This is a genomic window from Streptomyces canus 299MFChir4.1 (assembly GCF_000383615.1).
Taxonomy (GTDB): Bacteria; Actinomycetota; Actinomycetes; order Streptomycetales; family Streptomycetaceae; genus Streptomyces; species Streptomyces canus_C.
Genome location: NZ_KB911582.1, coordinates 432,473 through 457,674, shown reverse-complemented (window position 1 = coordinate 457,674; position 25,202 = coordinate 432,473). Strand labels below are relative to the sequence as shown.

Here is a 25,202-nt window from a genome sequence, read left to right as displayed (position 1 = left end):
GAACCGTTGGAAAGGACGCGTCATTGCCAGGAAACGGGGAGGCAACTTCCGGCCGCGACCATCGATCCATGAACCGGATCAGCAGCCAGCCCCGTCTCGTCTCCCTCGACGACAGGCGCCGCGCCGAGCCGCCCGCGCTCGTCCTGGTGGCCCACGGCAGCCGTGACCCGCGCACCCTGAAGACGGTTCACGAACTCCTCGACCAGGTCCGCGCCCAGCGCCCCGACCTGCCGGTGCGCCTGGGCCACATCGAGCTCAACGAGCCGCTGCTCCCGGACACGCTGGCGAAGCTCGGCGACGCCGAGGCGGTCCTGGTCCCGCTCCTCCTCTCCCGCGGCTACCACGTGAAGCGCGACATCCCGGAGATGGCGGCGGCCTCCCCGGCACGCACGCGCGTGGCGGCCCCGCTCGGCCCGCACCCCTTCCTGGTGGACACCCTCCACGCCCGCCTCGTCGAGGCGGGCTGGCCCACGCGGACGGACGAGGAGATGCGGCGGGAGAGCGCCGTGGTCCTGGCGGCGGCCGGCTCCCGCGACCCGGAGTCGGCACTCGACATCCGCCGCACGGCAAAGCTGCTGGCGGACCGACTGGGAGTCCCGGTGGTGCCGGCCTACGCCTCCGCGGCGACCCCGACGGTCGACACGGCGATCCGCGCACTGACGGCAAGGGGCCGCCACAGGATCGCGGTGGCGTCGTACTTCACGGCACCGGGCCTGTTCGCCAGGCAGTGCGCGCAGAAGGCCCCGTGGGTGGCGGCGGCCCCGCTCGGCACCCACCCGGCCATGGCCGACCTGATCATCCACCGCTACGACCAGGTGGCCCACCCGAGGGGCGCGGAGACCTGCGCGACCAGCCACGAACTGCCCGCACTCGCCGGATGACAGCACCCGGCGGACGGACCGGCGAATTGTCAGTCGCTGCCCGTACTGTCGAGACATGCCGTACGACCCGCAGTCAACCGAACGCTGGGCCCCAGAACCCGACAAGCGCCCCGGCCGCACCGCCTTCCAGCGCGACCGCGCCCGCATCCTCCACTCGGCCGCCCTCAGAAGGCTCGCCGGCAAGACACAGGTCGTCACACCGGGAACCCTCAGCCAGGCGTGGGACGCCAGCCCCCGCACCCGTCTCACCCACTCCCTGGAATGCGCCCAGGTGGGCCGGGAACTCGGCTCGGCCCTCGGCTGCGACCCCGACCTGGTGGAGGCCGCCTGTCTCGCCCACGACCTCGGCCACCCTCCCTTCGGCCACAACGGCGAACAGGCACTCAACGAGTTCGCCGACGACTGCGGCGGCTTCGAGGGCAACGCCCAGTCCCTGCGGCTCCTGACCCGACTCGAACCCAAGCGCTTCACCGAAGAGGGTTCGGTGGGGCTGAACCTCACCAGGGCCACCCTCGACGCGGCCACCAAATACCCCTGGCCCCGCGGAGCGCAGGCGTCCCAGAAGTTCGGCGTCTACGAGGACGACCGCCCCGTCTTCGACTGGATCCGCAAGGACGCCCCGGGCACCCGCACCACCTTCGAGGCCCAGGTCATGGACTGGTCCGACGATGTGGCCTACTCGGTCCACGACGTCGAGGACGGACTGCACGCGGGCCACATCGACCCCAACTGCCTGCACGCCGAACCGGAACGCCGGGCGGTCTTCGACGTCGCTCTCGGGAGGTACGTCCCCGAGGACACCGACCCCGCCGAACTCGCCGCCGCACTGGACCGGCTCCAGGAGGAACCCTGGTGGCCGCACGGCTACGACGGCTCGGCCGTCGCGCAGGCCCGCCTCAAGGACGCCACCAGCCAGCTCATCGGCCGCTTCTGCCTGTCCGCCGAGGCCGCCACCCGCGCGCGCTACGGCACCGGGAGACTCACGAGGTACGACGCCGAACTCGTCGTACCGCACGAGACCCGCCTGGAGTGCGCGGTCCTCAAGGCCGTCGCCGACCGGTACGTCATGCAGCGCGCCGAGCAGGAGCGGCTGCGGGCCGACCAGCGGATCGTCGTCGCCGAACTGGCCGAGGCGCTCACCGTCCGCGCCCCGGACGGACTCGACCCCCAGTTCCGCGCGCTGTTCGACCGGGCGCCCGACGACCGGGGGCGCAAGCGGGTGATCGTCGACCAGATCGGGTCCCTCACCGACGCGTCCGCGCGTTCGCTTCACGCACGTCTCACGGGTCACCTGTGATGCTTGCGGGGTACAAGTTGTGCGGAGGAGACGGGAGTGACATGAAACGAGTCCGAATGTGACCCTCCGTGGCCTGATCGGGCCACTCCCTCTTCCCCCATCACACTCCGTGCGGGACGCTCCCATGTGGCGGCACGCTTACGAGGAGGAACCAAGTGGTCGACGCGGATCAGACTTTTGTCATCGTGGGAGGAGGTCTCGCCGGTGCGAAGGCGGCCGAGACGCTCCGGACGGAGGGCTTCACCGGCCGCGTGATACTGATCTGCGACGAACGCGACCACCCCTATGAGCGCCCGCCGCTCTCCAAGGGCTACCTCCTCGGCAAGGAGGAGCGCGACAGCGTCTTCGTGCACGAGCCCGCCTGGTACGCGCGCAACGACATCGAGCTGCACCTCGGCGAGACCGTGGACGCCATCGACCGTACGGCGAAGACGGTCCGCTTCGGCGAGGACGGCACCGCGGTCCGCTACGACAAGCTGCTGCTCGCCACCGGCGCCGAACCCCGCCGTCTGGACATCCCGGGGACCGACCTCGCGGGCGTCCACCACCTGCGTCGCCTCGCCCACGCCGAGCGCCTCAAGGGCGTCCTGGCCGCCCTCGGGAGGGACAACGGCCACCTGGTGATCGCCGGCGCCGGCTGGATCGGTCTGGAGGTCGCGGCGGCGGCCCGGGAGTACGGCGCCGAGGTCACCGTCGTCGCCTCCTCGTCCACCCCGCTGTACTCGGTGCTCGGCCCCGAGCTCGGCAACGTCTTCGCGGAGCTGCACCGCGAGCACGGCGTCCGCTTCCACTTCGGGGCGCGACTGACGGAGATCATCGGGCAGGACGGCATGGTCCTCGCGGCCCGCACCGACGACGGCGAGGAGCACCCCGCGCACGACGTCCTCGCGGCGGTCGGCGCGGCCCCCCGCGTCGCCCTCGCGGAGGCGGCCGGGCTGGAACTCGCGGACCGGGCGCACGGCGGCGGCATCGCCGTGGACGGACAACTGCGCACCTCCGACCCGGACATCTACGCGGCCGGCGACGTGGCCTCCTTCCACCACGCCCTTTTCGGCAACCGGCTGCGGGTCGAGCACTGGGCCAACGCCCTCAACGGCGGCCCGGCGGCGGCGCGCGCGATGCTGGGCCGCGAGGTGACGTACGACCGGGTGCCCTACTTCTTCTCCGACCAGTACGACCTGGGGATGGAGTACAGCGGCTGGGCGCCCCCCGGCTCGTACGACGAAGTGGTGATCCGGGGAGACGCCGGGAAGCGGGAGTTCATCGCCTTCTGGGTGAAGCAGGGCCGTGTGCTGGCCGGGATGAACGTCAACGTGTGGGACGTCACGGAGCCGATCCAGGCACTGATCCGCTCCGGGGCTCAGGTGGACACGGAGGCGCTGGCGGACCCCCACGTTCCACTCGTCAGCCTCGTCCCGTAGGTGTCAGTACCTCCCCGTAGACTTCACGCGTGGCAGGACGGATCAACGACGAGGACGTGAAGGCGGTACGGGACGCGGTCCCGATCGACGCCGTCGTGTCCGAGTACCTCCAGCTGCGCAACGCGGGCGGTGGCAACCTCAAGGGCCTGTGCCCCTTCCACGACGAGAAGTCGCCGTCCTTCCAGGTCAGTCCGAGCAAGGGTCTCTTCCACTGCTTCGGCTGCCAGGAGGGCGGCGACACCATCACGTTCGTGATGAAGGTCGACCACCTCACCTTCTCCGAGTCGGTCGAGCGCCTGGCCGCCCAGGCCGGCATCACGCTGCGGTACGAGGAGGGCGGCTACAACCCCTCCCACCAGCGCGGCGAGCGCATCCGCCTGGTCGAGGCCCACAAGATCGCCGCCGACTGGTACATGGAGCAGCTGGCCACCAGCCCGGAGGCCGACACCGGCCGCCAGTTCCTCGCCGAGCGCGGCTTCGACCAGGCCGCCGCCGCGCACTTCTCCGTCGGGTACAGCCCCCAGGGCTGGGACCACCTCACCCGCTTCCTGCGCGGCAAGGGCTTCAGCGACAAGGAGATCCTGCTCTCCGGTCTCGCCCAGGAGGGCCGCCGCGGCCCCATCGACCGCTTCCGCGGCCGCCTGATGTGGCCCATCCGCGACATCGGCGGCGACGTCGTCGGCTTCGGCGCGCGCAAGCTCTACGAGGCGGACAACGGACCCAAGTACCTCAACACGCCCGACACGGCGATCTACCGCAAGTCCCAGGTCCTCTACGGCATCGACCTCGCGAAGAAGGACATCGCCAAGGCGTCCCGCGCGGTCGTCGTCGAGGGCTACACCGACGTCATGGCCTGCCACCTCGCCGGCGTCACCACCGCCATCGCCACCTGCGGCACGGCCTTCGGCGGCGACCACATCAAGATCCTGCGCCGGCTGCTGATGGACAACGGCTCGGCCCGCGTGATCTTCACCTTCGACGGCGACGCGGCCGGCCAGAAGGCGGCCCTGCGCGCCTTCGAGGACGACCAGAAGTTCGCCGCCGAGACCTACATCGCGATCGCCCCCGACGGCATGGACCCCTGCGAGCTGCGCCTGGCCAAGGGCGACGAGGCGGTCGCCGACCTGGTCGAACCCCGCACCCCGCTCTTCGAGTTCGCGCTGCGCCAGATCGTCGTCCGCTACGACCTCGACACCCCCGCCGGCCGCGCCGCCGCCCTGGACGAGGCCGCCCCGATCGTCGCCCGCATCAAGAACAGCGGCGCCCAGCACGAGGTCGCCGTCCAGCTCGCCGGCATGCTCGGCATCCTCGACACCCAGTTCGTGGTCAAGCGGGTGGCCCAGCTGGCCCGGTGGGCCCGCGACCGCGGCGGCAAGGGCCCGGCCCCCTCGGGACGCGGTCCGCAGCAGCCGTCGTACGACGGAGCGCACCGCCCCGCCGTCTCCGGCCCGGCCCTCACCCTGCGCAACCCCGTCTACGCCACCGAGCGCGAGCTGCTCAAACTCGCGCTCCAGCGCCCCGAGCTGGTCTCCCCGGCCTTCGACGCGTACGGCATCGACGAGTTCACCGCTCCGCCCTACGCGGCCGTACGCCAGGCCATCATGGACGCGGGCGGCGCGGAGTACGGCGTCCAGGACTCCCAGGACTACCTCGTCCGGGTCCGCGAGGCCGCCCCCGACGACACGGTCCGCGCGATGGTCACGGAGCTGGCCGTCGAGGCGATCATGCGCAAGACGGTCGACGAGAACTACGCGGGCGACCAGCTGGTCACGGTCCGCCGCCGCGCCGTCGACCGCCGCATCCAGGAGATCCAGGGCACCCTGGTCCGCCTCGGCAGCGGCGGCGACCCGGCCCACCTGGCCGCCGTGCAGAACGAACTGTGGGTCCTCCAGCAGTACGGCCAGGCACTGCGGGAGCATGGGGCCGCCGCCCTCTAGCGACGCGTACGGCGGAGTAACTGCGCGGTCACGACCCGATTGCAAAAAGTCACCGCACGCCCCTCGTGGCGGCGACGCGTCGTACTCCACACTGGGTTCCGGTGCCTGAGTCCTCGGAGCGCGGCCGATCCGTCCCCAGCGGGTCCCAGACCCCCGCGGTTCCGCTCATCGCGTACGGGACGGACAGCGGCGAGGCCGCCGACTCCGCCCCCGAAGTACCGCTGCCGCCCTCCCTGGCAGCGATCATCCTGGAGGTCGCCCCCGTGCAGACCCAGACCCTCGCACAGACCGAGAACAGTACCGACGACACGACAGAGCAGGACGCCGAGCCCGACGTTCTCGTCGCGGTGCCCCCGCAGAACCGTGTCGCGCACCACCCCGAGGCGGAGCCGGACGCCCCGCCCGCGGAAGCCCTGGAGCACGTGGAGACCGAGCCGGCCGAACCGCCCGAGCCGCCCCGCGGCCGAGTCGACACCGGCGGCCCGTCCTCGGACCTGTTCCGCCAGTACCTGCGGGAGATCGGCCGCATCCCGCTGCTCACCGCGGCCGAGGAGGTCGACCTCGCCCGCCGGGTCGAGGCCGGCCTGTTCGCCGAGGAGAAACTGCTCAACACTCCCGATCTGGACAGCCAGTTGGCGCTCGACCTGGACCGGCTGGTCGTTCTGGGCCGGATGGCCAAGCGCCGCCTCATCGAGGCGAACCTGCGGCTCGTCGTGTCCGTCGCGAAACGGTACGTCGGCCGCGGCCTGACCATGCTCGACCTGGTGCAGGAAGGCAACCTGGGCCTGATCCGGGCGGTCGAGAAGTTCGACTACGCCCGCGGCTACAAGTTCTCCACCTACGCCACCTGGTGGATCCGCCAGGCCATGTCCCGGGCCCTCGCCGACCAGGCCCGGACGATCCGAGTCCCGGTCCACGTCGTCGAGTTGATCAACCGGGTCGTCCGCGTCCAGCGCCGCATGCTCCAGGAACGCGGCTACGAACCGACCCCGGAAGAGGTCGCGGCCCACCTCGACCTCGCCCCGGAGCGCGTCAGCGAGGTCCTGCGCCTGGCCCAGGAACCGGTGTCCCTGCACGCCCCGGTGGGCGAGGAGGACGACGTCGCCCTCGGTGACCTCATCGAGGACGGCGACGCGGCCTCTCCGGTCGAGTCGGCGGCGTTCCTGCTGCTCAGGGAGCACCTGGAAGCGGTGCTGTCCACTCTGGGCGAGCGTGAACGCAAGGTGGTCCAACTCCGGTACGGACTGGCCGACGGCCGGGCCCGCACGCTGGAGGAGATCGGCCGCATCTTCGGCGTCACACGGGAACGGATTCGCCAGATCGAGTCGAAGACGCTCAACAAGCTGCGGGACCACGCCTTCGCGGACCAGCTGAGGGGATACCTGGACTGAGGAAGGGGTCGTTTCCCGACGACCCCTTCCCGCTAGTCCACTTCCGCCACCGCCTGCGCGAACTGCGCCTTGTACAGGCGCGCGTACGCCCCGTCGGCCTCCAACAGGTCCGTGTGCGTGCCCTGTTCGACGATCGATCCGTTCTCCATGACGAGGATCGTGTCCGCGTCCCGGATCGTCGACAGACGGTGCGCGATGACGAACGAGGTGCGGCCGTGCGCCAGTTTGGCCATCGCCTTCTGGATCAGGACCTCGGTACGGGTGTCCACCGAACTCGTCGCCTCGTCGAGGACCAGGATCACCGGGTCCGACAGGAACGCCCGGGCGATGGTGATGAGCTGCTTCTCGCCCGCGCTCACCCCGCTGCCCTCGTCGTCGATCACGGTGTCGTAGCCCTCGGGCAGGGTCCGGATGAACCGGTCCGCGTGGGCCGCCCGGGCCGCCTCCTCGATCTCGCCCGGGGTGACCTCGCGTGCGGCGCCGTACGCGATGTTCTCCGCGATCGTGCCGCCGAACAGCCAGGTGTCCTGGAGCACCATGCCGATCCCGGCGCGCAGGTCGTCCCGGGACATCGTCGAGATGTCCACGCCGTCGAGGGTGATCCGGCCGCCCGAGACCTCGTAGAACCGCATGAGCAGGTTGACCAGGGTGGTCTTCCCGGCTCCCGTCGGGCCGACGATCGCGACCGTGTGCCCGGGTTCGACCTTCAGGGAGAGGTCGTCGATGAGCGGCTTGTCGGGGTCGTAGCGGAAGGAGACGTGCTCCAGGGCGACCCGCCCGCGCAGTTCCTCCGGCTTCGCGCTCGGGACCGGGTCGGCCTCCTGCTCCTCCGCGTCGAGGAGTTCGAAGATCCGCTCGGCCGAGGCGACACCCGACTGCACGAGGTTCGCCATCGACGCGACCTGCGTCAGCGGCATCGAGAACTGCCGGGAGTACTGGATGAAGGCCTGCACGTCACCGATGGACAGGGAGCCGGTCGCGACCCGCAGCCCGCCCACGACCGCCACCAGCACGTAGTTGAGGTTCGAGACGAACATCATCAGCGGCTGCATGACCCCGCTGTTGAACTGCGCCTTGAACCCGGCCTCGTACAGCGCCTCGTTCTGCTCGGCGAACTGCGCCGCCGACTCGTCCTGGCGGCCGAACACCTTCACCAGGGTGTGCCCGGTGTACATCTCCTCGATGTGGGCGTTGAGCTTGCCGGTGGAGCGCCACTGCTGCACGAAGTGCGGCTGCGAGCGCTTGCCCACGCGCGTGGCGACGACGAACGACAGCGGGACGGTGACCAGCGCGACCAGGGCCAGCAGCCAGGACACCCAGAACATCATCGCGAGCACACCGATGATGGTGAGCAGCGAGTTGATCAGCTGGCCCATCGACTGCTGGAGGGTCTGGCCGATGTTGTCGATGTCGTTCGTGGCGCGGGACAGGACCTCGCCGCGCTGGCGCTTGTCGAAGTACGACAGCGGCAGCCGCGACATCTTCGTCTGCACGTCCTCGCGCATCCGGAACATCGTGCGGTTGACGGTCCGGTTGACCAGCCGTGTCGCTACCGCCATCAGTAGCCCCGCGACGAGGAACACCCCGACCGCGAAGAGCAGCACATGCCCCACGGCGGTGAAGTCGATGCCCTCGCCGGGGGTGAAGTCGGTGCTGCGGAGCATGTCGGCGACCTGACCCTCGCCGCGCTCCCGCATCCCCGCGAGGACCTCTTCCTTGCTGGCGCCGGCGGGCATCTGTCGGCCGATGATGCCCGCGAAGACCAGGTCGGTGGCCTCGCCGAGGATCTTCGGCCCGGCCACGTTGAGGCCGACGCTCACCACGACGCAGCACAGCATCGCGTAGAGGGTGAGCCGCTCCGGTTTGAACCGGGCGAGCAGCCGCCTGCCGGACACCTTGAAGTCGATCGACCGGGTCTCGGGACCGCCGCCCGCCATCATGCGCCCCATGGGCCCGGCCATCAGGCAGCCTCCGCTTCCGTGAGCTGGGAGAGCACGATCTCCCGGTAGGTCTCGTTGTCCGCCATCAGCGCGCGGTGGGTGCCGGTGCCGACGACCCGGCCCTCGTCGAGGACGACGATCCGGTCGGCGTCGCGGATGGTGGCCACCCGCTGGGCGACGATCACGACGGTCGCCTCCGCGGTCTCCTCGGCGAGCGCCGCGCGCAGGGCCGCGTCGGTCGCGTAGTCGAGGGCGGAGAAGGAGTCGTCGAAGAGATAGATCTCCGGGCGCTGCACGAGCGTGCGCGCGATGGCGAGCCGCTGGCGCTGACCGCCGGAGACGTTGCTGCCGCCCTGGGCGATGGGGGAGTCGAGCCCGTTCTCCAGCCGCTCGACGAAGTCCTTGGCCTGCGCCACCTCCAGCGCGTGCCACAGCTCCTCGTCCGTGGCGTCCGGATTGCCGTAGCGCAGGTTCGTGGCGACCGTGCCCGCGAAGAGATACGGCTTCTGCGGCACGAGCCCGACGGTCTTGGCCAGCAGCTTCGGATCGATGGTCGACACCTCGGTGCCGTCGACGAGCACCTCGCCGTCGGTCGCGTCGAACAGCCGGGGGACGAGCCCCAGCAGGGTGGACTTGCCGCTGCCGGTCGAGCCGATCACGGCGGTCACCTCGCCGGGCCGGGCCACCAGGTCGATCGCCTTCAGCACCGGCTCCTCGGCGCCCGGGTAGCGGAAGCCCGCACCGCGCAACTCCAGATGCCCGTGCCGCCGCAGCTCGCGCACGGGAGCGACGGGCGGGACCACGCTCGACGAGGTGTCAAGGACCTCCTGGATGCGCTCGGCGCACACCTCCGCGCGCGGCACCATCATGAACATGAAGGTGGCCATCATCACGGACATGACGATCTGCATCAGATAGGCGAGGAACGCGGTCAGATCACCGATCTGCATCCCGCCGCTGTCGATCCGGTGGGCACCGAACCACACCACCGCGATCGACGACAGGTTCACCGTCGTCATGACCACGGGGAACATCAGCGCGAGTAGGTTGCCGGTCTTGAGGGAGATCTCCGTCAGGTCGGTGTTCGCCTTACGGAAGCGGCCCTCCTCGTACTCGTCCCGGACGAACGCCCGGATGACCCGGTTGCCGCTGATCTGCTCGCGCAGCACCCGGTTCACGGTGTCGAGGCGCACCTGCATGGACCGGAACAGCGGCCGCAGCCGCCGTACGATCAACGTCACGCAGATGCCCAGCGTCGGCACCACGGCCACCAGCACGGCGGACAGCGGCACGTCCAGACCGAGCGCCAGCACGATGCCGCCGACACACATGATGGGCGCCGACACCAGCAGGGTGAACGTCATCAGGGCCAGCATCTGGACCTGCTGCACGTCATTGGTCGTACGGGTGATCAGCGTGGGCGCACCGAAGTGGCCCACCTCGCGCGCCGAGAACGACTGCACCCGGTCGAAGACCGCCGCCCGCATGTCCCGGCCGAGCGCGGCGGCGGTCCGGGCGCCGTAGAACACGGCCCCGATGTTGCACACCACCTGCACCAGCGAGATGCCGATCATCAGAGCGCCGAAGCTCAGGATGTAGCCGGTGTCGCCGTTCACGACACCGTTGTCGATGATGTCCGCGTTGAGCGTGGGCAGGTAGAGGGTGGCGCAGGTCTGGAGGAACTGCAGCAGCACCAGGAGGGCGATGGGTTTCTTGTAGGGCCTGAGATAGGTCCGCAGAAGTCGTATGAGCACGCTACGTCTCTCGGAGTCGGCGACGGGGCGAGTGGTTGCCCCTGGCCCCTATCGTCGGACACTCCACCCGCGTTACCTCAACCGATTAAGCCGAGAGCAGTGCTTCGTACAACCCTACGGGTCGCCGTCGGGCGCGCTCATACCGGTGTCTTACCTTCCGGATCCGTGTCTAGCGGAACGCGCCAGGATACGTCTGCTCCCGCACCGACACGTACTGCTGCCGCACCGCCTGCCCCACCGCCAGCTCCTCGCCCGGCTCCAGGACCTGTCCGGCCGGGCCCTGCCACATCGGCGGGGTGCGCGGGTCGAGGGTGCCCTGCGACACCCCGAGCGCCCACGCCGCCTGCCGGGCGGCACCGATCGCCGCGTAGTCCGCAGGCTGCGGCACGACGACCTGCGCGCCGAACAGCGCGGGCGCGGCGGCCTGTACGGCGGACAGCTCGGCGGCGGCCCCCAGCAGGAAGACCCGCCGCACCTCGACCCCTCGGCCGCGCAGCACATCGAGCGCGTCGGCGAGCCCGCACAGCATCCCCTCGAACGCGGCCCGCGCCAGGTGCTCCGGCTTCATCGACTCCCGCCTGAGCCCGCTGAGCGTCCCCGCGGTGTGCGGCAGGTTCGGCGTCCGCTCGCCTTCCAGATAGGGCAGCAGTACGAGCCCGTGGGCGCCCGGTGTCGACTTCATCGCCAGGTCCGACAGGCTCTCCAGATCACCGAGGCCGAGCATCTCGGCGGCCCCGCGCAGAGTCCGTACGGCGTTCAGGGTGGTCACGACGGGCAGGTGCATGCCGGTCGCGTCGGCCAGGGAGGTGATCATCCCGGTGTTGTCGACGAGCGCCTCGTGGTGCACGGCCATCACGGACCCGGACGCGCCCAGCGACACGACGGCGTCCCCGAGCCCGATCCCGAGACCGAAGGCGGCGGCCATGGTCTCGCCGGTCCCCGCGGAGATCAGCAGCCCCTCCGGGGTCGTACCGGCCGCGTCCGCCGGGCCGATCACCTCGGGGAGCATCGCCTGGTGGCCGAGGGCCAGCTCGACGAGGTCTGCGCGGTAGGCGCCGGTCGCGGCGGACCAGTAGCCGGTGCCGGAGGCGCCACCGCGGTCGGTGGTCCGTCTCACCGGGCGGCCGAGCAGCTGCCACACCAGCCAGTCGTGCGCCTGGAGGAGAACGGCGGTGCGCAGGGCGGCGTCGGGTTCGGTCTTGTTCAGCCAGCGCAGCTTGGTCACGGGCTGCGCGGCCTGCGGCACACACCCCACCGCCTGCGCCCACGCCTCGCGCCCGCCGAGCGCGTCGACGAGGTCGGCCGCGGCGACCTGCGCGCGCTTGTCGCCGCCGACCATGGCGGGGCGCACGGTGTTGCCCTGGGCGTCGAGGGGCACGACGGCGTTCTGCTGCGAGGACACGCCGATGGCCTGTACGCCCTCCAGGAGACCGCCACCGGCGGCTTCGCCGAGGGAGAGGAGCCACGCCTGGGGGTCGACGTCGGATGGACGGCCCTCGACCGGGTGGGGCGCGTACCCCTGTTTGAGCACGGCACCGCTGTCGGCGTCGCAGACGACGATGCGAGTGAATTCGGGCGAGCTGTCCAACCCGGCGACTATCCCCATGGCGGAAATTCTATGGGCGTAGCGTCGCAACGGTGCGCCCAGTCGCGCGGGCGCGGGACCGGTGCCTCCGGTCCCGCGCCCGCGTGTGGGTTGTGTCACGCCTGATTCAGGTGGGGCTCGTGCCCCAGTCGTCCTCGGCGGTGCCGTTGGTGTTGCGATCCCGCAGCGAGCGCACCCGCTGGGACACGGACTCCGGCACTCGGTCGCCCACCTTGTCACTGACCACGTGGTACGCCTTGCCGGCGAACTGGCGGCCCTGCTGGGCCGCGGTCTCCGCGGTGTTGCGGACGGCGGGGTTCTGGGCGACCTGACGGGCGGATTTCTTCAACTGCTCGTAGCGCTCGCGCCCGGCACGGGTGCCCAGCACGTAACCCAGAGTCAGTCCGACCACGAACGTGAGCTTGTAGCGCATGGCGGCCACCCTTCCTTGCGAGGTCTCCGGTGCGACGTCGGTGTCGGTATCGGTGTTGCTATCGGTGTCTGTATCGGTGTCAGGGGAACCGATTGGCGGAGCACCCCCCTGCTTGCGCTAATGTATGTGTCGCAGCGAGCGCCCGCCCCCTGGCGAATACCCAGGGAGGTACGTTCGATGCAACGAGGCAATCCTCCGTAGCTCAATTGGCAGAGCAGCCGGCTGTTAACCGGCAGGTTACTGGTTCGAGTCCAGTCGGGGGAGCTTCGATCTTCCGTAGCTCAATTGGCAGAGCAGCCGGCTGTTAACCGGCAGGTTACTGGTTCGAGTCCAGTCGGGAGAGCAGGACGAAGGAGGGCCCCCGGCGGGGTCCTTTTTCATGTCCGGCGGAACTGCGCAGGTCACAGGGGAGTCTTCAAGGGCATGCGAAGTCGCCCCTGCGAAGCAGGAGATCGTATGAGCGGCTATGCTGCGGCAGACGGCGCGCACACATGTACGCGACACGCCGCTATGGGGCGGTAGCTCAGCCGGTTAGAGCAGCGGACTCATAATCCGTCGGCCGTGGGTTCGAGTCCCACCCGCCCCACCTGTGCAGGTCGCTGACCTGCGGAAACGTCCCATCGTGGGTGCGGATTCAGGGCGTTGGTCTACGGGGCGGAATCCGCTGCTCGTGACTTCAACTCTGGGGTTGTAGGCGTTAGTTCGAATCGCTGTGACCTGCTCTGATGTCATGGCTTTGGCGTTGGGTATGCCTCCGCGACTGACGTTTTCGAGGGCCTGGACGCCTGATTCTGGACGTTGGCTGGACGCGAGGGATCACAAGTGCCCTCTGGTGATCTTCGAGTCGGCCTTCTGCCCGGGTGGCGTGTGGGTGCCGTAGACCGCGGGAGGGGCTGCCCGAGGCGAGCGCCTGGACTACGGCCCGTACAGGAAACGGCCCAGTGCGTCATTGCCTTGTCGGGTCGGGGCACCGCCAAGTAGCCGACGCATCCGATGGCGGCGGCCGTCCAGGCGAGAGTGCGGGGCCGTGTCATCCAGCGCCGCTCCGAGAGGACGGTGATGTGCGCTGTCCAGAAGGCGTACCCCGCCCAGAGCGCCGGAGGGGCAGCGAAGGTCGCCAGGAAGGGCCTCAAGTGCTGTGAACTGCGACGATGCAGGGACCGGAGATCGGCGAACCGTGACGAAACCGTGTTCAGGGGACGCGAGGTTCAGGACGGGGGCGTCGCTCGCCGGTCTGGGCTTCTGCCAGTCCTCCTTGTGTCTTGTCGAGTATCAGATTCTCTGAGAAAATCAGGTCATGAAGACGATGACCGCTACCGAAGCGTCACGGAACTTCGCCTCCGTGCTGGACAGCGCGGAACGCGGGGAAACCATCGTGATCACACGTGGAGGCAAGCGTCTGGCTGTGCTCGGCCCGGCACCCAAGGCCACGGGGCGGGCGGTCAAGGATGCTCTTCTGCGTCATGTCGGCACGCTCGACGATGCCTTCGAGGATGACGTCACCGCCACCCGTGACCTGCTGACGCTGGACGATCCGTGGAACGACTGATCCTGGACACCGGCGTGTTGATCGCGATCGAGCGCCGCAAAGTCTCCCTCGATCAGGTGCTGGCCGACGACGACGACCCGGCGATCGCCGCCATCACGGCGGCGGAGCTGCTCCAGGGCGTGGAACTGGCGGACGACACCAACCGGGTCGCCCGCCAGTCCTTCGTCGACACTGTCCTCGCCACCATCCCGGTCGAGGAATACACCCTGGATGTGGCTCGCGCGCACGCGCGGCTGCTCGCCCACGTCCGCAGAGCCGGCCAACCTCGGGGCGCGCACGACCTGATCATCGCGGCCACCGCGCTGACCACGGCCCGCGCGGTGGTCACCCACGACAAGCGGGCACGCTTCGACGACCTTCCCGGCGTTCGGGTGCGTCAGTTGTGACGAGTCCTGGACGACAGGCTGTTGAGAGGCGGCTGGGAGTTCCCGGCATCAGCAGCGTGAAGAACCGGACCGAGGCCTGGGACCACGCGGGCCCGCGAAGAAACCCGCAGTTCGACGACGGCTCCCAGGCCGACGAAGAACTCACCGAGTACGTACCGGGCTCCAGCTTCGCCTACCAGATCACCGGCTTCACCAACGCCCTCTCCAGCCTCGCGGCCGGAATCCGGGGCGAGTTCGACGTCAACCCCGACGGTGACGGCACACTCAGCCGCTGGACCTACGAGTTCAAGCCGCTGCCCGGCCGCCGCTGGATCCTCGCTGGCCCCTTCGCCCCGCTCTGGCGCCGCTACATGGTGGCCGCCCTCGCCGGTGCGTCCACGTCATCGAAACAGCGGAGAGTGAGCAGACGCAGCTCCGGACCGGGTGACGGCCACATCTCCGCGGGCTCCAGCTCACGTACGAACCCACCCAACAGAAGTCAGTGCTGTCGGGGGCAGCGGATCGCCGTCCTGCGCTGACGGTGCGGCCGGAATCGGCGTCGAAGCCGACAACGACGGAACATGGGACCGTCCAGGAGCCGGGGGCAACAGCGTGAGCCGCGAGAATCCCCACCCCGCTTATTCCTCAGACCAGGACGGCCCGCCGGAACCTGGGTTCGGGCGGGCCGTCGGGGAGGTCAGGGGGCAGGGATCAGCACAGACAAGGATCCGTACCTGAGCCCAGGCCGGAGACGCCCCGGTCCGTCAGCGCGCCCGCGTAGGCTTGCACCTCGTCCACGTCGCCGTGCAGGTACTCGCCCCAGCCGTCGTCGGACATCGCCCGGCCGATCTGGAGGGCACCGCTGCTGTGCCAGCCGTTGGCGAGGCTCGCGATCGCCTGGGCATTGGTGTGGCCGTCGAGGTAGAGCTTGATCGTGTCGGTGGCGTCGTCGTAGACCACGGCGAGGCGATGGCCTTGGCCCTCGCCTCCGTCCGCGCCCACGATCTGGGACACCACCTTCTCGGGGGCTCCGACCTCGTCCTTCTCCGGCATCACCAGTTGCCAGGTGTGCGTAGACGGCTCGTAGCGCACCTTGAAGGCGTCGGTGTGCTCGCCGGCCTGCGAGAGCACGGTCATCGGGTGGGCGGGCTCGGAGTCCGCGAGGCGAACGACGACGCCGAGAGTGAGACTGTCCCCGGTGTCCACGACGGGCCCGTCAGCAGCGGCGTACCCGCTCTCGCCGTCCAGCACCAGATGCCCGTCACCGACGAGTGGCGGCGGCACGTAGGTGCAGTCCGGGTCGATCTCCGGGATGCAGGAACTGTCGGATCCCCGGTAGATCGAGGCCCCCGCGCCGAGCCGCAGCGGCGCGCCGTCCGATTGCTCGGGGCTCACCCCGTCCGTCGCGTTCTCCAGCGACCAGTGGCCGAGCAACTTCGGCTTACGTTGCGCAAGTTCGGCCACCTCGTCCGGTACCACGACACGGTCGTGAACCTGTACGTCACCGATGCCCCCGTGCCACAGGTCCTCATAGCCGGCAGTCCTGAGGGCGCGCCCGATCTGGAAAGCGCCGGCCGCCTCGGCGGGAGTCGCGTCGGCGGCGGTGCCGGCCTCGTGGCCGTTGACGTACAGCCGCGCCTTTCCGGTCTCGGCGTCGTACAGCCCCAGCAGATGGGCCCACTCGCCGGTCTCGGGGGCGCCGCCGGACACCTGTGCGCCGCCGATCGCGAACGACCAGGCGGCCCCGGAGTCCTGGTGGCGCAGCCCGAGGTCGAAGCCGGGCTCCTCGCCGGCATCCTGGCTGACGACGGTCATGTTCCGGTCGGTTTCGGCGGGTCGTACCCACGCGCTCACCGCGAAGGTCTTACGGATGTCGGTCACCGAGGTGTCCGGGGTGAGGAAGGCGTGGCTGCTGCCGTCGAGACCGACCGTGGAGGTGGCCGTGCTGCCTGTGGGCGCCGGGCCGCCGAAGGTCACGCCGATCCCGGCGCGGGCGGCGGTGCCGGTCTCGGCGGCGGCCGAGGCGGAGCCCGCCGGGTCGTCCAGCTTCCAGCGGGCGACGGGACCACGGCCGGCCTTCACGTTGAAGTCGTAGCGCGACTCCCCGCTGATTCGGCCCGACCTGTCGATCGCTTGGACCGCCAGCGACTTGGGTCCCGCGGAGAGCGGCAGGTACGGAATGGTCACGGCCGCGCCCGGCCGCTCCGCGGAGACGGTGTCGTAAGGGCCGCCCATGAAGCCGTACTTGTACGACACCACGTCGTCGGAAGGCGAGTCCATGGTGAAGTGGCCATAGACGCCCACTCCGTCCACCCAGAACACGTCCTCCGGGTTGTGCCGGTGCTGTGGGTCCTGCGGGACCTGCTGAACGTCACGGGCCCCAAGTACGGCTGCGGCGTGGGCGTCTGCCGTGCCTGTACGAGCCATCTCGACGGCGAGGAGATCCAGCCCTGTGTCGTGCGGGTCGCGGACTGCGCGGACCGCGAGGTCACCACGATCGAAGGCCTGGCCGACGGCGACGGGCTGCACCCCGTGCAGCAGGCATGGCTCGAACGCGATGTCGCGCAGTGCGGCTTCTGCCAGCCGGGCCAGATCATGGCCGCGGTGGCCCTGCTGAAGAAGACGCCCCACCCGACCGACGCCGACATCGACGCCATCGAGAACGTCTGCCGCTGCGGTACGTACTCCCGGATCCGCGAAGCGATCAAGAAGGCCGCGGCGCACGGCTGACGGTCGGCCATGGACGTCAGTCCGTCTTCGTCGGCGGTGAGGAATGCGGGGAGAGGGCCTGTTCGGCCCAGATCGTCTTGCCGGTGTACGTCTGGCGCGTGCCCCAGCCCTGGGTGAGCTGAGCGACGAGGAGCAGGCCGCGGCCGCCTTCGTCGGAGATGCGTGCGCGGCGCAGATGGGGGGTGGTGTTGCTGCCGTCGGAGACTTCGCAGATGAGGTGGCGGTCGCGGATGAGCCGGAGCTGGATGGGGGCGCCGCCGTAACGGATGGCGTTGGTGACCAGTTCGCTGACGACGAGTTCGGTGACGAAGGCGGCCTCGTCCAGGCCCCAGGCGACCAGCTGCCGTACGGCGTTCTTACGGGCCTCGGCGACCGCCGCGGGATCGGGCGGCACGTCCCAGGTGGCGACATGGGCCGTGTCCAGGGCGCGGGTACGGGCCATCAGCAGCGCCACGTCGTCGGCGGGGTGGTCCGGCAGAAGGGTCTGGAGCACGCTGTCGCAGGCGCTCTCCAAGGACGGCGACGGTCGGGCCAGCACCTTGCGCAGGGCGTCGAGACCTTCGTCGATGTCGCGGCCGCGGGCCTCGATGAGGCCGTCGGTGTACAGCGCGAGGACGCTTCCCTCGGCCAGCTCGATCTCGGTGACCTCGAAGGGCAGGCCGCCAAGGCCCAGCGGCGGGCCCGCGGGGACGTCGGGGAACACCACGGCGCCGTCCGGGGTCGCCAGCGCGGGTACCGGGTGGCCCGCGCGAGCCATGGCGCAGCGCCGGGAGACCGGGTCGTAGACGGCGTACAGGCAGGTCGCGCCGATGTCGCCGACGATGCCGTCCGCGCTTTCGGCCTCGGTGGACAGGTGGATGACCATGTCGTCCAGGTGGGTCAGCAGCTCGTCGGGCGGGAGGTCGACATCGGCAAGGGTGCGCACGGCGGTACGCAGTCGGCCCATGGCGGCGGAGGCCTGGATGCCGTGGCCGACGACGTCGCCGACGACGAGCGCGACCCGGGCGCCGGACAGCGGGATCACGTCGAACCAGTCGCCGCCGACGCCGGCTTGCGCGCTGGCGGGGAGATAGCGGGAGGCGACGTCCACGGCGGCCTGCGGGGGCAGCCGCTGCGGCAGGAGACTGCTCTGCAGAGTGAGGGAGGTGCGGCGCTCGCGGCTGTAGCGGCGGGCGTTGTCGATGCAGACGGCGGCCCTGGCGGTGATCTCCTCGCCCAGGAGCAGGTCGTCCTGCTCGAAGGGTTCCGGGTGCCGGTGGCGGGAGAACGTGGCCACGCCGAGGGTGATGCCGCGGGCGCGCATCGGCACGGCCAGCACGGAGTGGAAGCCGTAGCGTCGCATCCGCTCGGCCCGGTCAGGGGTCTGGCTCGCCACCCGGTCCATCGCGGAAGCCGTCACGTTCTCGATCAGCGGCCGGCCGGTGGTCAGGCACCTGGCCGCGGTCGAATCGTCCGGGTACGCGGCCACTGTTCCGCGCTCCACCACGACCTCGGGGCAGCCCTCCAGGACGGACTGGTAGGCGACCCGGCGCAGCATGACGGGGCTGGGCGGCGGGCCGGCGCGCGGGTCGTCGCCGCCCTCGATGGCGGGAAGCAGGTCGACGGTGACGAAGTCCGCCAGTTGGGGGATGGCCACGTCGGCGAGTTCCTGCGCGGTCCGGGCGAGGTCCAGGGTGCTGCCGATGCGGATGCTGGCCTCGTTGAGCAGGGCCAGGCGCCCTCGGGCCAGGTGCTCCTCGGTCACGTCGTACGCGGAGAGGAGCACTCCGCGTATCGTTCCCTCGGCGTCCCGCACGGGGGTGAGCAACGTCGTCCAGACGCTCTCGCTCTCATGGCCCGACAGGTGCAGGGACTGCTGCAGATGCTGCTCTTCGCCGGTCTCCAGGGCCCGCCGCATGCACCGTTCCGTCCGGTCGCTCTCCGGGTCGAGCACGATCTCCGACACGCGCAGCCCCTGCATCGCCGCTTCGGGCAGCCCGATCACCCGCTCCATGTCCGCGTTCGCCCGCCGCAGCCGCAGGCCGGTGTCGTAGAGCGCCGTCGTGAACGGGGACCGGGTGAACGCCCACATCACCAGCCCGTCGTCGTGGAGCGGTGACGCCGGCCGGGCCAGGGGGGAGACCAGGAGCCACTCGCCGTCCTCGTTCCCGCCGTCGGGTTCGCGGCGGTGGGCCAGCAGGTTCACCGCGAGGTGGTGGCCGTCCCGGTGCAGGAGAGTCGCGGTGCCGTTCCACCTCGGCAGCGTTCTCAGGGCGCGAAGCGTCTCGTCGGGCGGCTCCCGTGCGAGCAATGATGCCGCGGGCCGGCCGATGACCTCCGTGGACGGGTATCCGAGCAGCCGCCGCGCCCCCTCGCTCCACCCGGTCACGATGCCGTTCGAGTCCACGCCGGCTCCGGCCGTGGCCGACTCGTCGATGGGATCGTCCGGCCGCCACGCCGCCCGGTCGTCGTCGGCGGCGTCAGAACCCGTCATCGCGTTCATCGGCCCTCACTTCGGTCTTTCCACCGTGCGTCCCGGCCCGGCCACGAGCAACCCAGGGGGAATGGGCGGCCATATATGCTCGATAAGGGCATAAACCTAAAAGATAGACCAATGTATCGGGTCTGGAGGGTCGGGCCATGACCGTCACCGACGAGGAGACGTGGCCGGACGCGGCTGAATGGACCGGGAAGATCTACAGCGGCGGTTGGCGGCGGTCCGAGGGCGGTGTCCAGCCGGTGCACGAACCCGCCACGGGGGAGCGGCTGGCCGAGGTGGGTGTGGCAGCACCCGCGGATGTCGCCCGGGCCGGGACCCAGGCCGCCCGAGCCCAGCGGGCCTGGGCCGGGACGGCACCCCAGGAGCGCGCCGAGGTCCTGCTCCGCGCCGCCAGGGCGCTGCGCGAGAACCGCGGGGCGATACGCGAGTGGATCGTCAGGGAGTCCGGAGGCGTCCCGGCGAAGGGCGACTACGAGATCGCGGCCGGACTCAGTCAGCTTGCGCAGGCCGCCGGCCTCGCGTCGCTGCCCCACGGCGAGATCCTGAGCCCGTCGGCACCCGCCCGGACCAGTTACGCATGGCGGGTCCCCCTGGGTGTGGTCGGCGTCATCAACCCCTGGAACGCCCCCCTGCTGTTCGCCATGCGGGCCCTGGCGCCCGCACTCGTGCTGGGCAACGCCGTTCTGCTCAAGCCCGATCCCCACACACCGGTGTCCGGCGGTGTCGTCGTGGCGCGGCTGTTCGAGGAGGCCGGACTGCCCGAGGGGCTGCTCCACATCCTGCCCGGAGGCATCGGCACCGGTGAGGCCGTGGTGGCCGATCCCCTTGTCGCCATGGTCGTTTTCACCGGCTCCACCGAGGCGGGACGGGCGGTCGCCCGCGCCGCGGGTGACGGGCTCAAGCGGGTGGCGCTGGAACTGGGCGGCAAGAACTCGATCGTCGTGCTCGACGACGCGGACATCGACTCCGCCGCGGCAGCCGGGGCGATGAGCTCCTTCGGCTATCAGGGGCAGGCCTGCGTCGCCGCCGGACGTCATCTGGTGCACGCCGACATAGTGGAGCCCTATACGGAGGCGCTGCTCAGACAGGCAGACGAGCTGCGGGTCGGCGACCCGCGCGAGGAGGGCGTGGCCCTCGGTCCGGTGATCAGCGAGCGCCAGGCCGCGCGGATCGAACGCATCGTGGACGAGAGCGTGGCCGCCGGCGCCCGGGTCCTGGCGGGCGGACGCCGCGACGGGCTGTTCTACCCGCCCACCGTCCTGGACCGCGTCGAGCGGACCATGCCCGCCTTCACCGAGGAGATCTTCGGGCCGGTCGCTCCCGTCGTCACGTTCCGTACCGACCATGAGGCCGTCGAGATCGCCAACGACACCGCATACGGCCTGACGGCGGCCGTGCACTCCGGTTCGACGCCGAGGGCCGCGGTCATCGCCGAGCAGCTGCGCACCGGCATGGTGCACCTCAACGACGTCTGCGCCAAGGACGCCGCGAACGCCCCCTTCGGCGGGATGGGAGCGTCGGGCAACGGCTCCCGCATCGGCGGCACCGCCAATCTGGAGCAGTTCACCCAGTGGCGCTGGATGACGGTCCTGGGTTCCGGGTGATCCGGCCGCCCGGCTCGGCGGTGCAGGTGCGGAGTACCGGAGCGCGGCGCCTCAGCGCCCCCCGGCGACCGCCGCACTGTCACGCAGGAAGCCCGCGAAGGCCTCGGCGGCCGGGGTCAGGGCGTGGTCGCTCATGCGGACCAGGAGGATGCGGCGCACCGGGGCGGGGGGCAGGAGGGGCAGGACGCTGACGCCTCGTCGGATGCCCTCCAGGGCCAGGGTGGGGGCGAGGGCGACGCCGATGCCGGCGGCGACCATGGCCTGGGCCTCCTGGTAGTCGTGGGCCTCATAGGCGATCTGCGGTTCGAAACCGGCCGTGCGGCAGCTGCGGGCGAGGGCCTCGGCCACCGGGTGATGGTCGGCGCGGGTGATCCAGGAGTCTTCGGCGAAGTCGGCGAGGGCGGCCGAGGAGCGACCGGCGAGGGGGTGGTCCTCGCCGACGAGGAGTGCCGGAGGGTCGTCGGCGAGCGAGGTGACGACGATGTCCTCGCGGTCGATGCGGTTCCAGTCGTAGTCCCACATCAGGGACATCTCGATCTCGCGGTTCTCCAGCATCGCCCACAGCCCCGCGATACGGGCGCTGCGCACGGTCAGTCGTACGTCGGGGTGCGTCTGCCGGAAGGCGATCACGGCCCGGGGGAGGAGGGAGGCGCCGACGGTGGGGAAGGTGCCGACCCGGAGTGTGCCCGCACGCAGTCCCGCGAAGTCGGCGAGTTCGTTCTCCGCGGCCGTCAGTTCACGCTCGATCCGCTCTCCCCGCTCGGCCAGCGCTCGCCCCGCGTCGGTGAGGGTGACGCCCCGAGCGTGACGCTCAAGCAGGGGTTGTCCGGCTTCCGCCTCCAGTCGGCTGACCTGCTGCGACACCGCTGACGGCGTGTAGTTGAGGGCGCGTGCGGTCGCCGTCACCGAGCCCCGGCGGGCGACCTCGGTGAAGAGCAGAATGCGCCGGACGTCCAGCATCCCGCCACCTCCAGCGTTTAGTTCAAGTTAATACCCATGCAGATTTCCGAGATTGTACTTCACGCTTTCCGCGCCCACTGTGGATCGCACCCCCGCGGAAGTGCCGTCGGGGTTTCCACGAGGAGACCGTTGTGTTGCGTCTGCAGGGCGAGATGATCCGCGGAGGTACCAGCAAGTGCTGGATCTTCGACCACCACGACGTGGTGGCCACCGGCGTGGACGTCGACACCCTCCTGCTCGCCGCCTACAACGCCGCCGACCCCCGCCAGATCGATGGCGTCGGCGGTGCCTCCTCCACCACCTCCAAGGCGGCGGTCGTCCGGACCTCGACGAAGCCGGACGTCGATGTCGAGTACGCCTTCGCGCAGGTCGGCATCGGCGACGAGCAGGTGGAGTGGACCAGCAACTGCGGCAACTGCGCCACCGCCGTCGCCCTGTACGCCGTCCACAACGGGCTGGTGCCTCTCGCGTCGGACTCGACCACGGTGCGGATGCTCAACGTCAACACCGGCGCCCGGCTCAGCGGCACCATCCCCACCCTGGGACGGGTCGCCCCCGACGCGGGAACGGCCCAGGTGCCGGGCACCGCCGCGCTCGGCGTGCCGGTACTCCTCGGCTTCGAGGACCCCGCGGGTACGTCGACGGGCCGGGCCCTGCCGACCGGCCACGCCGTGGACACGCTGACCGGGCCCACCGGCACCGTCGAGGCGTCCCTGGTCGATGCCGGCGCCCCGGCGGCGCTGTTCGAGGCCAAGGCGTTCGGACTCGACGGCACCGAGTCCCTCGCCGACTTCGCCAAGGCGGTGCCCGCCCTCACCGTGCTGCGCCGGCAGGCCGCCCTGGCCATGGGACTGGTCCGGGAGAGCGACCCCGTCAGCCATGCCGTCCCGAAGGTCGGAGTGGTCGCCCGCCCTGTCGCCTACCGCACCACCGATGGCACCCTCGTCCCACAGGACGCGTACGACCTGGCCGTCCGCATGGTCTCCATGCACGCACCCCACCCGGCGATCGGCCTCACCTCGGCCGTCGCCCTGGCCACCGCTGCCACCATCCCCGGCACCCTCGCCCACCGCGTCGCCCGGCAGACCGCCGACGGGACGCTGCGCCTGGGCACCCCGGCCGGCATCGTCACCGCCCGAGCCGTCCCCACGGCGGAGGGCGCCTCCCCCACGGTGCTGCTGCACCGCGCCGCCCGCCGCATCGCCCGAGCCGAACTCCTCGTTCCCGTCCTGGAAGGACGCCCCGTATGAGCCGCAACGACGCTGCCCCGGGTACCGGCAACGCTCCCCCGAGCCGCCTGCGCAGGCTGCTGTCCCTGCTGTACGTCCAGTGCCTGATCGGCGTCCTGGCCGGGGCCGCCACAGGCTGGCTGTGGCCGTCGTTCGGAGCCGATCTCAAACCCCTGGGCGACGGGTTCATCGCCCTGGTGCGCATGATGATCGCGCCCGTCATCTTCTGTACCGTCGTCCACGGCATCGCCTCCATGGGCAACGCGCGTGCCGTCGGCCGGGTCAGTCTCAAGGCGTTGATCTACTTCGAGGTCCTGACGACCGTCGCCATGGTGATCGGGCTGGTCGTCGTGAACGTCGTCCAGCCGGGCAGCGGGCTGCACGTCGATCCCTCGACCCTGTCGACCGAGGGGCTGCCGCCGGAGGCGACCGCGAGCCACGAGAGCCTCTCCGCGTTCCTGCTCGCCATGATCCCGGACACCCTGCTCAGCGCGCTGACCGGCCACGAGATCCTGCCCGTGCTGCTGATCTCGGTGCTGTTCGGCTTCGGCCTGAACGCCGCCGGCGAGGCGGGGGCCGGGATCACCCAGGGCATCGAGAAGCTCTCCAGGGTGCTGTTCACGCTCATCCGCTGGATCATGCGGCTGGCCCCGATCGGCGCCTTCGGCTCCATGGCCTTCACCATCGGCAACTACGGCCTGGACACCCTGCGCCACCTGGCCCTGCTGGTCGGCTCGTTCTGGCTCACCGCGCTGTTCTTCGTCCTGGTCGTGCTCGGCGCCGTGATGCGCGTCAACGGCCTGCGCCTGCTGCCCTTCCTCCGCTACATCAAGGAGGAGCTGCTGATCGTCCTGGGCACATCGTCCTCCGAGCCGGTGCTGCCGCGTCTGATGGCCAAGCTCCAGCACGCGGGCGCCTCGAAGCCGGTCGTCGGGATCACGCTGCCCGCCGGGTACTCGTTCAACCTCGACGGCACCGCCATCTACCTGACCATGGGCTCGGTCTTCCTCGCCCAGGCCCTCGGCATCGACCTCAGCCTCACCCAGCAGCTGTCCATGCTGGCCATCATGCTGCTCACCTCCAAGGGCGCGGCCGGTGTCACCGGCTCCGGGTTCATCGCCCTGGCGGCCACCCTCAGCGCCGTACCGCACGTGCCCGTCGCCGCCCTGGCACTGATCTTCGGCATCGATCGCTTCATGTCCGAGGCCCGAGCCCTGACCAGCGTGGTCGGCAACAGCGTCGCCACGCTCGCGGTGGCCAAGTGGGAGGGACAGCTGGACGAGGAGCGCGCCAAGGCCGTCCTGCGCGGCGACCTCCCGTTCACCGCCGCGCCCGAGGACGACCACGCCCCCGAGGCGCAGGCAGAACCGACGCCGGACGCGAACCCCGAGGATGCCGAGGAGCCCGACCCGAGGGTGGCGCCAGGGGCGGACCGGGAGCCGGTGCCCGCGGCCGGCTGACACACCTCTCACAGCCGGTCCGGAGCACGTGCTCCGGACCGGCCCCGGTCTCGGTGTCAGCCCTCACTCAGGCCATGCCGCCGGGCCGGTCAGGACCCTGCGCGGACAGCGGAGGTGCGCCTCGCTGATCTCCCGGGTGGTGGAGTTCGGACGGGCCCTCGCGCAGCGCGGCCACGTCGTCGTGGCG

General features: G+C 70.6%; 19 protein-coding genes and 3 tRNA genes. 15 read left to right on the top strand and 7 right to left on the bottom strand.

The genetic code is table 11. The annotated features are described in order from the left end of the window. The first annotated feature begins 68 nt into the window (after window positions 1-68). The 5 genes from H293_RS0102045 (at window position 69) to H293_RS0102025 (ending at window position 6,927) form a co-directional block, all read left to right on the top strand. A complete protein-coding gene (locus H293_RS0102045) occupies window positions 69-881 on the top strand; it encodes a sirohydrochlorin chelatase (RefSeq protein WP_020116218.1) in 813 nt (270 codons plus the stop codon). 55 nt (window positions 882-936) lie between these two features. After that, window positions 937-2,178, top strand: coding sequence for a deoxyguanosinetriphosphate triphosphohydrolase (locus H293_RS0102040; protein WP_020116217.1), 1,242 nt, complete (start codon window positions 937-939; stop codon window positions 2,176-2,178). Between the two features lie 155 nt (window positions 2,179-2,333). Further along, complete coding sequence (locus H293_RS0102035; RefSeq protein WP_020116216.1) at window positions 2,334-3,599, top strand: NAD(P)/FAD-dependent oxidoreductase; 1,266 nt, start codon at window positions 2,334-2,336, stop codon at window positions 3,597-3,599. A 29-nt stretch (window positions 3,600-3,628) separates the two neighbouring features. Continuing rightward, window positions 3,629-5,536: a DNA primase gene (gene dnaG, locus H293_RS0102030; RefSeq protein WP_020116215.1), complete on the top strand. Its 1,908-nt coding sequence runs from the start codon at window positions 3,629-3,631 to the stop codon at window positions 5,534-5,536. Between the two features lie 101 nt (window positions 5,537-5,637). Continuing rightward, a complete protein-coding gene (locus H293_RS0102025) occupies window positions 5,638-6,927 on the top strand; it encodes an RNA polymerase sigma factor (protein WP_020116214.1) in 1,290 nt (429 codons plus the stop codon). A 32-nt stretch (window positions 6,928-6,959) separates the two neighbouring features. Here the strand turns inward: H293_RS0102025 and H293_RS0102020 are convergent, their stop codons facing one another. The 4 genes from H293_RS0102020 to H293_RS0102005 form a co-directional block, all read right to left on the bottom strand. Next, window positions 6,960-8,888: an ABC transporter ATP-binding protein gene (locus H293_RS0102020; protein WP_020116213.1), complete on the bottom strand. Its 1,929-nt coding sequence runs from the start codon at window positions 8,886-8,888 to the stop codon at window positions 6,960-6,962. After that, window positions 8,888-10,621, bottom strand: coding sequence for an ABC transporter ATP-binding protein (locus H293_RS0102015; protein ID WP_020116212.1), 1,734 nt, complete (start codon window positions 10,619-10,621; stop codon window positions 8,888-8,890). The genes H293_RS0102020 and H293_RS0102015 overlap by 1 nt, the downstream gene beginning before the upstream one ends. Before the next feature lie 169 nt (window positions 10,622-10,790). After that, window positions 10,791-12,227 carry a xylulokinase gene (locus H293_RS0102010; RefSeq protein WP_020116211.1) on the bottom strand — a complete coding sequence of 479 codons (1,437 nt, stop codon included), beginning with the start codon at window positions 12,225-12,227 and terminating at the stop codon, window positions 10,791-10,793. 106 nt (window positions 12,228-12,333) lie between these two features. After that, complete coding sequence (locus tag H293_RS0102005) at window positions 12,334-12,639, bottom strand: hypothetical protein (RefSeq protein WP_020116210.1); 306 nt, start codon at window positions 12,637-12,639, stop codon at window positions 12,334-12,336. 191 nt (window positions 12,640-12,830) lie between these two features. On the opposite strand from H293_RS0102005, the gene H293_RS0102000 reads away from it, so the two are divergent. The 6 genes from H293_RS0102000 to H293_RS48920 all read left to right on the top strand — a co-directional run bounded on the left by H293_RS0102000 (window position 12,831) and on the right by H293_RS48920 (window position 15,092). Continuing rightward, window positions 12,831-12,903: transfer RNA gene (locus H293_RS0102000), tRNA-Asn, on the top strand. A 6-nt stretch (window positions 12,904-12,909) separates the two neighbouring features. Beyond that, window positions 12,910-12,982, top strand: a tRNA-Asn gene (locus tag H293_RS0101995). Window positions 12,983-13,151: 169 nt separating this feature from the next. Continuing rightward, window positions 13,152-13,225: transfer RNA gene (locus tag H293_RS0101990), tRNA-Ile, on the top strand. Between the two features lie 711 nt (window positions 13,226-13,936). Continuing rightward, on the top strand, window positions 13,937-14,188 hold the full coding sequence (locus H293_RS0101985; protein WP_020116209.1) for a type II toxin-antitoxin system Phd/YefM family antitoxin: 252 nt from the start codon (window positions 13,937-13,939) through the stop codon (window positions 14,186-14,188). Next, window positions 14,176-14,574: a PIN domain-containing protein gene (locus tag H293_RS0101980; RefSeq protein ID WP_020116208.1), complete on the top strand. Its 399-nt coding sequence runs from the start codon at window positions 14,176-14,178 to the stop codon at window positions 14,572-14,574. The genes H293_RS0101985 and H293_RS0101980 overlap by 13 nt, the downstream gene beginning before the upstream one ends. Window positions 14,575-14,630: 56 nt before the next feature. After that, window positions 14,631-15,092 carry an SRPBCC family protein gene (locus H293_RS48920; protein ID WP_020116207.1) on the top strand — a complete coding sequence of 154 codons (462 nt, stop codon included), beginning with the start codon at window positions 14,631-14,633 and terminating at the stop codon, window positions 15,090-15,092. Between the two features lie 172 nt (window positions 15,093-15,264). On the opposite strand, the gene H293_RS48915 is transcribed toward H293_RS48920, so the two are convergent. Beyond that, window positions 15,265-16,875, bottom strand: a complete 1,611-nt coding sequence (locus tag H293_RS48915) for a laminin G domain-containing protein (protein ID WP_020116206.1) — start codon at window positions 16,873-16,875, stop codon at window positions 15,265-15,267. A gap of 12 nt (window positions 16,876-16,887) precedes the next feature. Here H293_RS48915 and H293_RS0101965 point away from each other — a divergent pair, with 12 nt between their 5' ends. Beyond that, window positions 16,888-17,283, top strand: a complete 396-nt coding sequence (locus H293_RS0101965; protein WP_020116205.1) for a (2Fe-2S)-binding protein — start codon at window positions 16,888-16,890, stop codon at window positions 17,281-17,283. Window positions 17,284-17,299: 16 nt separating this feature from the next. Here the strand turns inward: H293_RS0101965 and H293_RS0101960 are convergent, their stop codons facing one another. Further along, window positions 17,300-19,765, bottom strand: coding sequence for a SpoIIE family protein phosphatase (locus H293_RS0101960; protein ID WP_020116204.1), 2,466 nt, complete (start codon window positions 19,763-19,765; stop codon window positions 17,300-17,302). Window positions 19,766-19,902: 137 nt separating this feature from the next. Here H293_RS0101960 and H293_RS0101955 point away from each other — a divergent pair, with 137 nt between their 5' ends. Further along, window positions 19,903-21,366, top strand: a complete 1,464-nt coding sequence (locus tag H293_RS0101955) for an aldehyde dehydrogenase family protein (RefSeq protein ID WP_020116203.1) — start codon at window positions 19,903-19,905, stop codon at window positions 21,364-21,366. 51 nt (window positions 21,367-21,417) lie between these two features. On the opposite strand, the gene H293_RS0101950 is transcribed toward H293_RS0101955, so the two are convergent. Beyond that, a complete protein-coding gene (locus H293_RS0101950) occupies window positions 21,418-22,326 on the bottom strand; it encodes a LysR family transcriptional regulator (RefSeq protein WP_020116202.1) in 909 nt (302 codons plus the stop codon). Between the two features lie 131 nt (window positions 22,327-22,457). On the opposite strand from H293_RS0101950, the gene H293_RS0101945 reads away from it, so the two are divergent. Then, entirely contained in the window at window positions 22,458-23,576 is a 1,119-nt protein-coding gene (locus tag H293_RS0101945) for a PrpF domain-containing protein (RefSeq protein WP_020116201.1), read from the top strand. Further along, a complete protein-coding gene (gene dctA / locus H293_RS0101940) occupies window positions 23,573-25,015 on the top strand; it encodes a C4-dicarboxylate transporter DctA (RefSeq protein ID WP_020116200.1) in 1,443 nt (480 codons plus the stop codon). The genes H293_RS0101945 and dctA overlap by 4 nt, the downstream gene beginning before the upstream one ends. Window positions 25,016-25,202: the final 187 nt, after the last annotated feature.

Coding starts and splice junctions, on each gene's coding strand:
- H293_RS0102045 (WP_020116218.1), top strand. CDS start 69: ATGAACCGGATCAGCAGCCAGCCCCGTCTCGTCTCCCTCGACGACAGG.
- H293_RS0102040 (WP_020116217.1), top strand. CDS start 937: ATGCCGTACGACCCGCAGTCAACCGAACGCTGGGCCCCAGAACCCGAC.
- H293_RS0102020 (WP_020116213.1), bottom strand. CDS start 8,888: ATGGCCGGGCCCATGGGGCGCATGATGGCGGGCGGCGGTCCCGAGACC.
- H293_RS0102010 (WP_020116211.1), bottom strand. CDS start 12,227: ATGGGGATAGTCGCCGGGTTGGACAGCTCGCCCGAATTCACTCGCATC.
- H293_RS0102005 (WP_020116210.1), bottom strand. CDS start 12,639: ATGCGCTACAAGCTCACGTTCGTGGTCGGACTGACTCTGGGTTACGTG.
- H293_RS0101985 (WP_020116209.1), top strand. CDS start 13,937: ATGAAGACGATGACCGCTACCGAAGCGTCACGGAACTTCGCCTCCGTG.
- H293_RS0101960 (WP_020116204.1), bottom strand. CDS start 19,765: ATGAACGCGATGACGGGTTCTGACGCCGCCGACGACGACCGGGCGGCG.
- H293_RS0101955 (WP_020116203.1), top strand. CDS start 19,903: ATGACCGTCACCGACGAGGAGACGTGGCCGGACGCGGCTGAATGGACC.
- H293_RS0101950 (WP_020116202.1), bottom strand. CDS start 22,326: ATGCTGGACGTCCGGCGCATTCTGCTCTTCACCGAGGTCGCCCGCCGG.
- dctA (WP_020116200.1), top strand. CDS start 23,573: ATGAGCCGCAACGACGCTGCCCCGGGTACCGGCAACGCTCCCCCGAGC.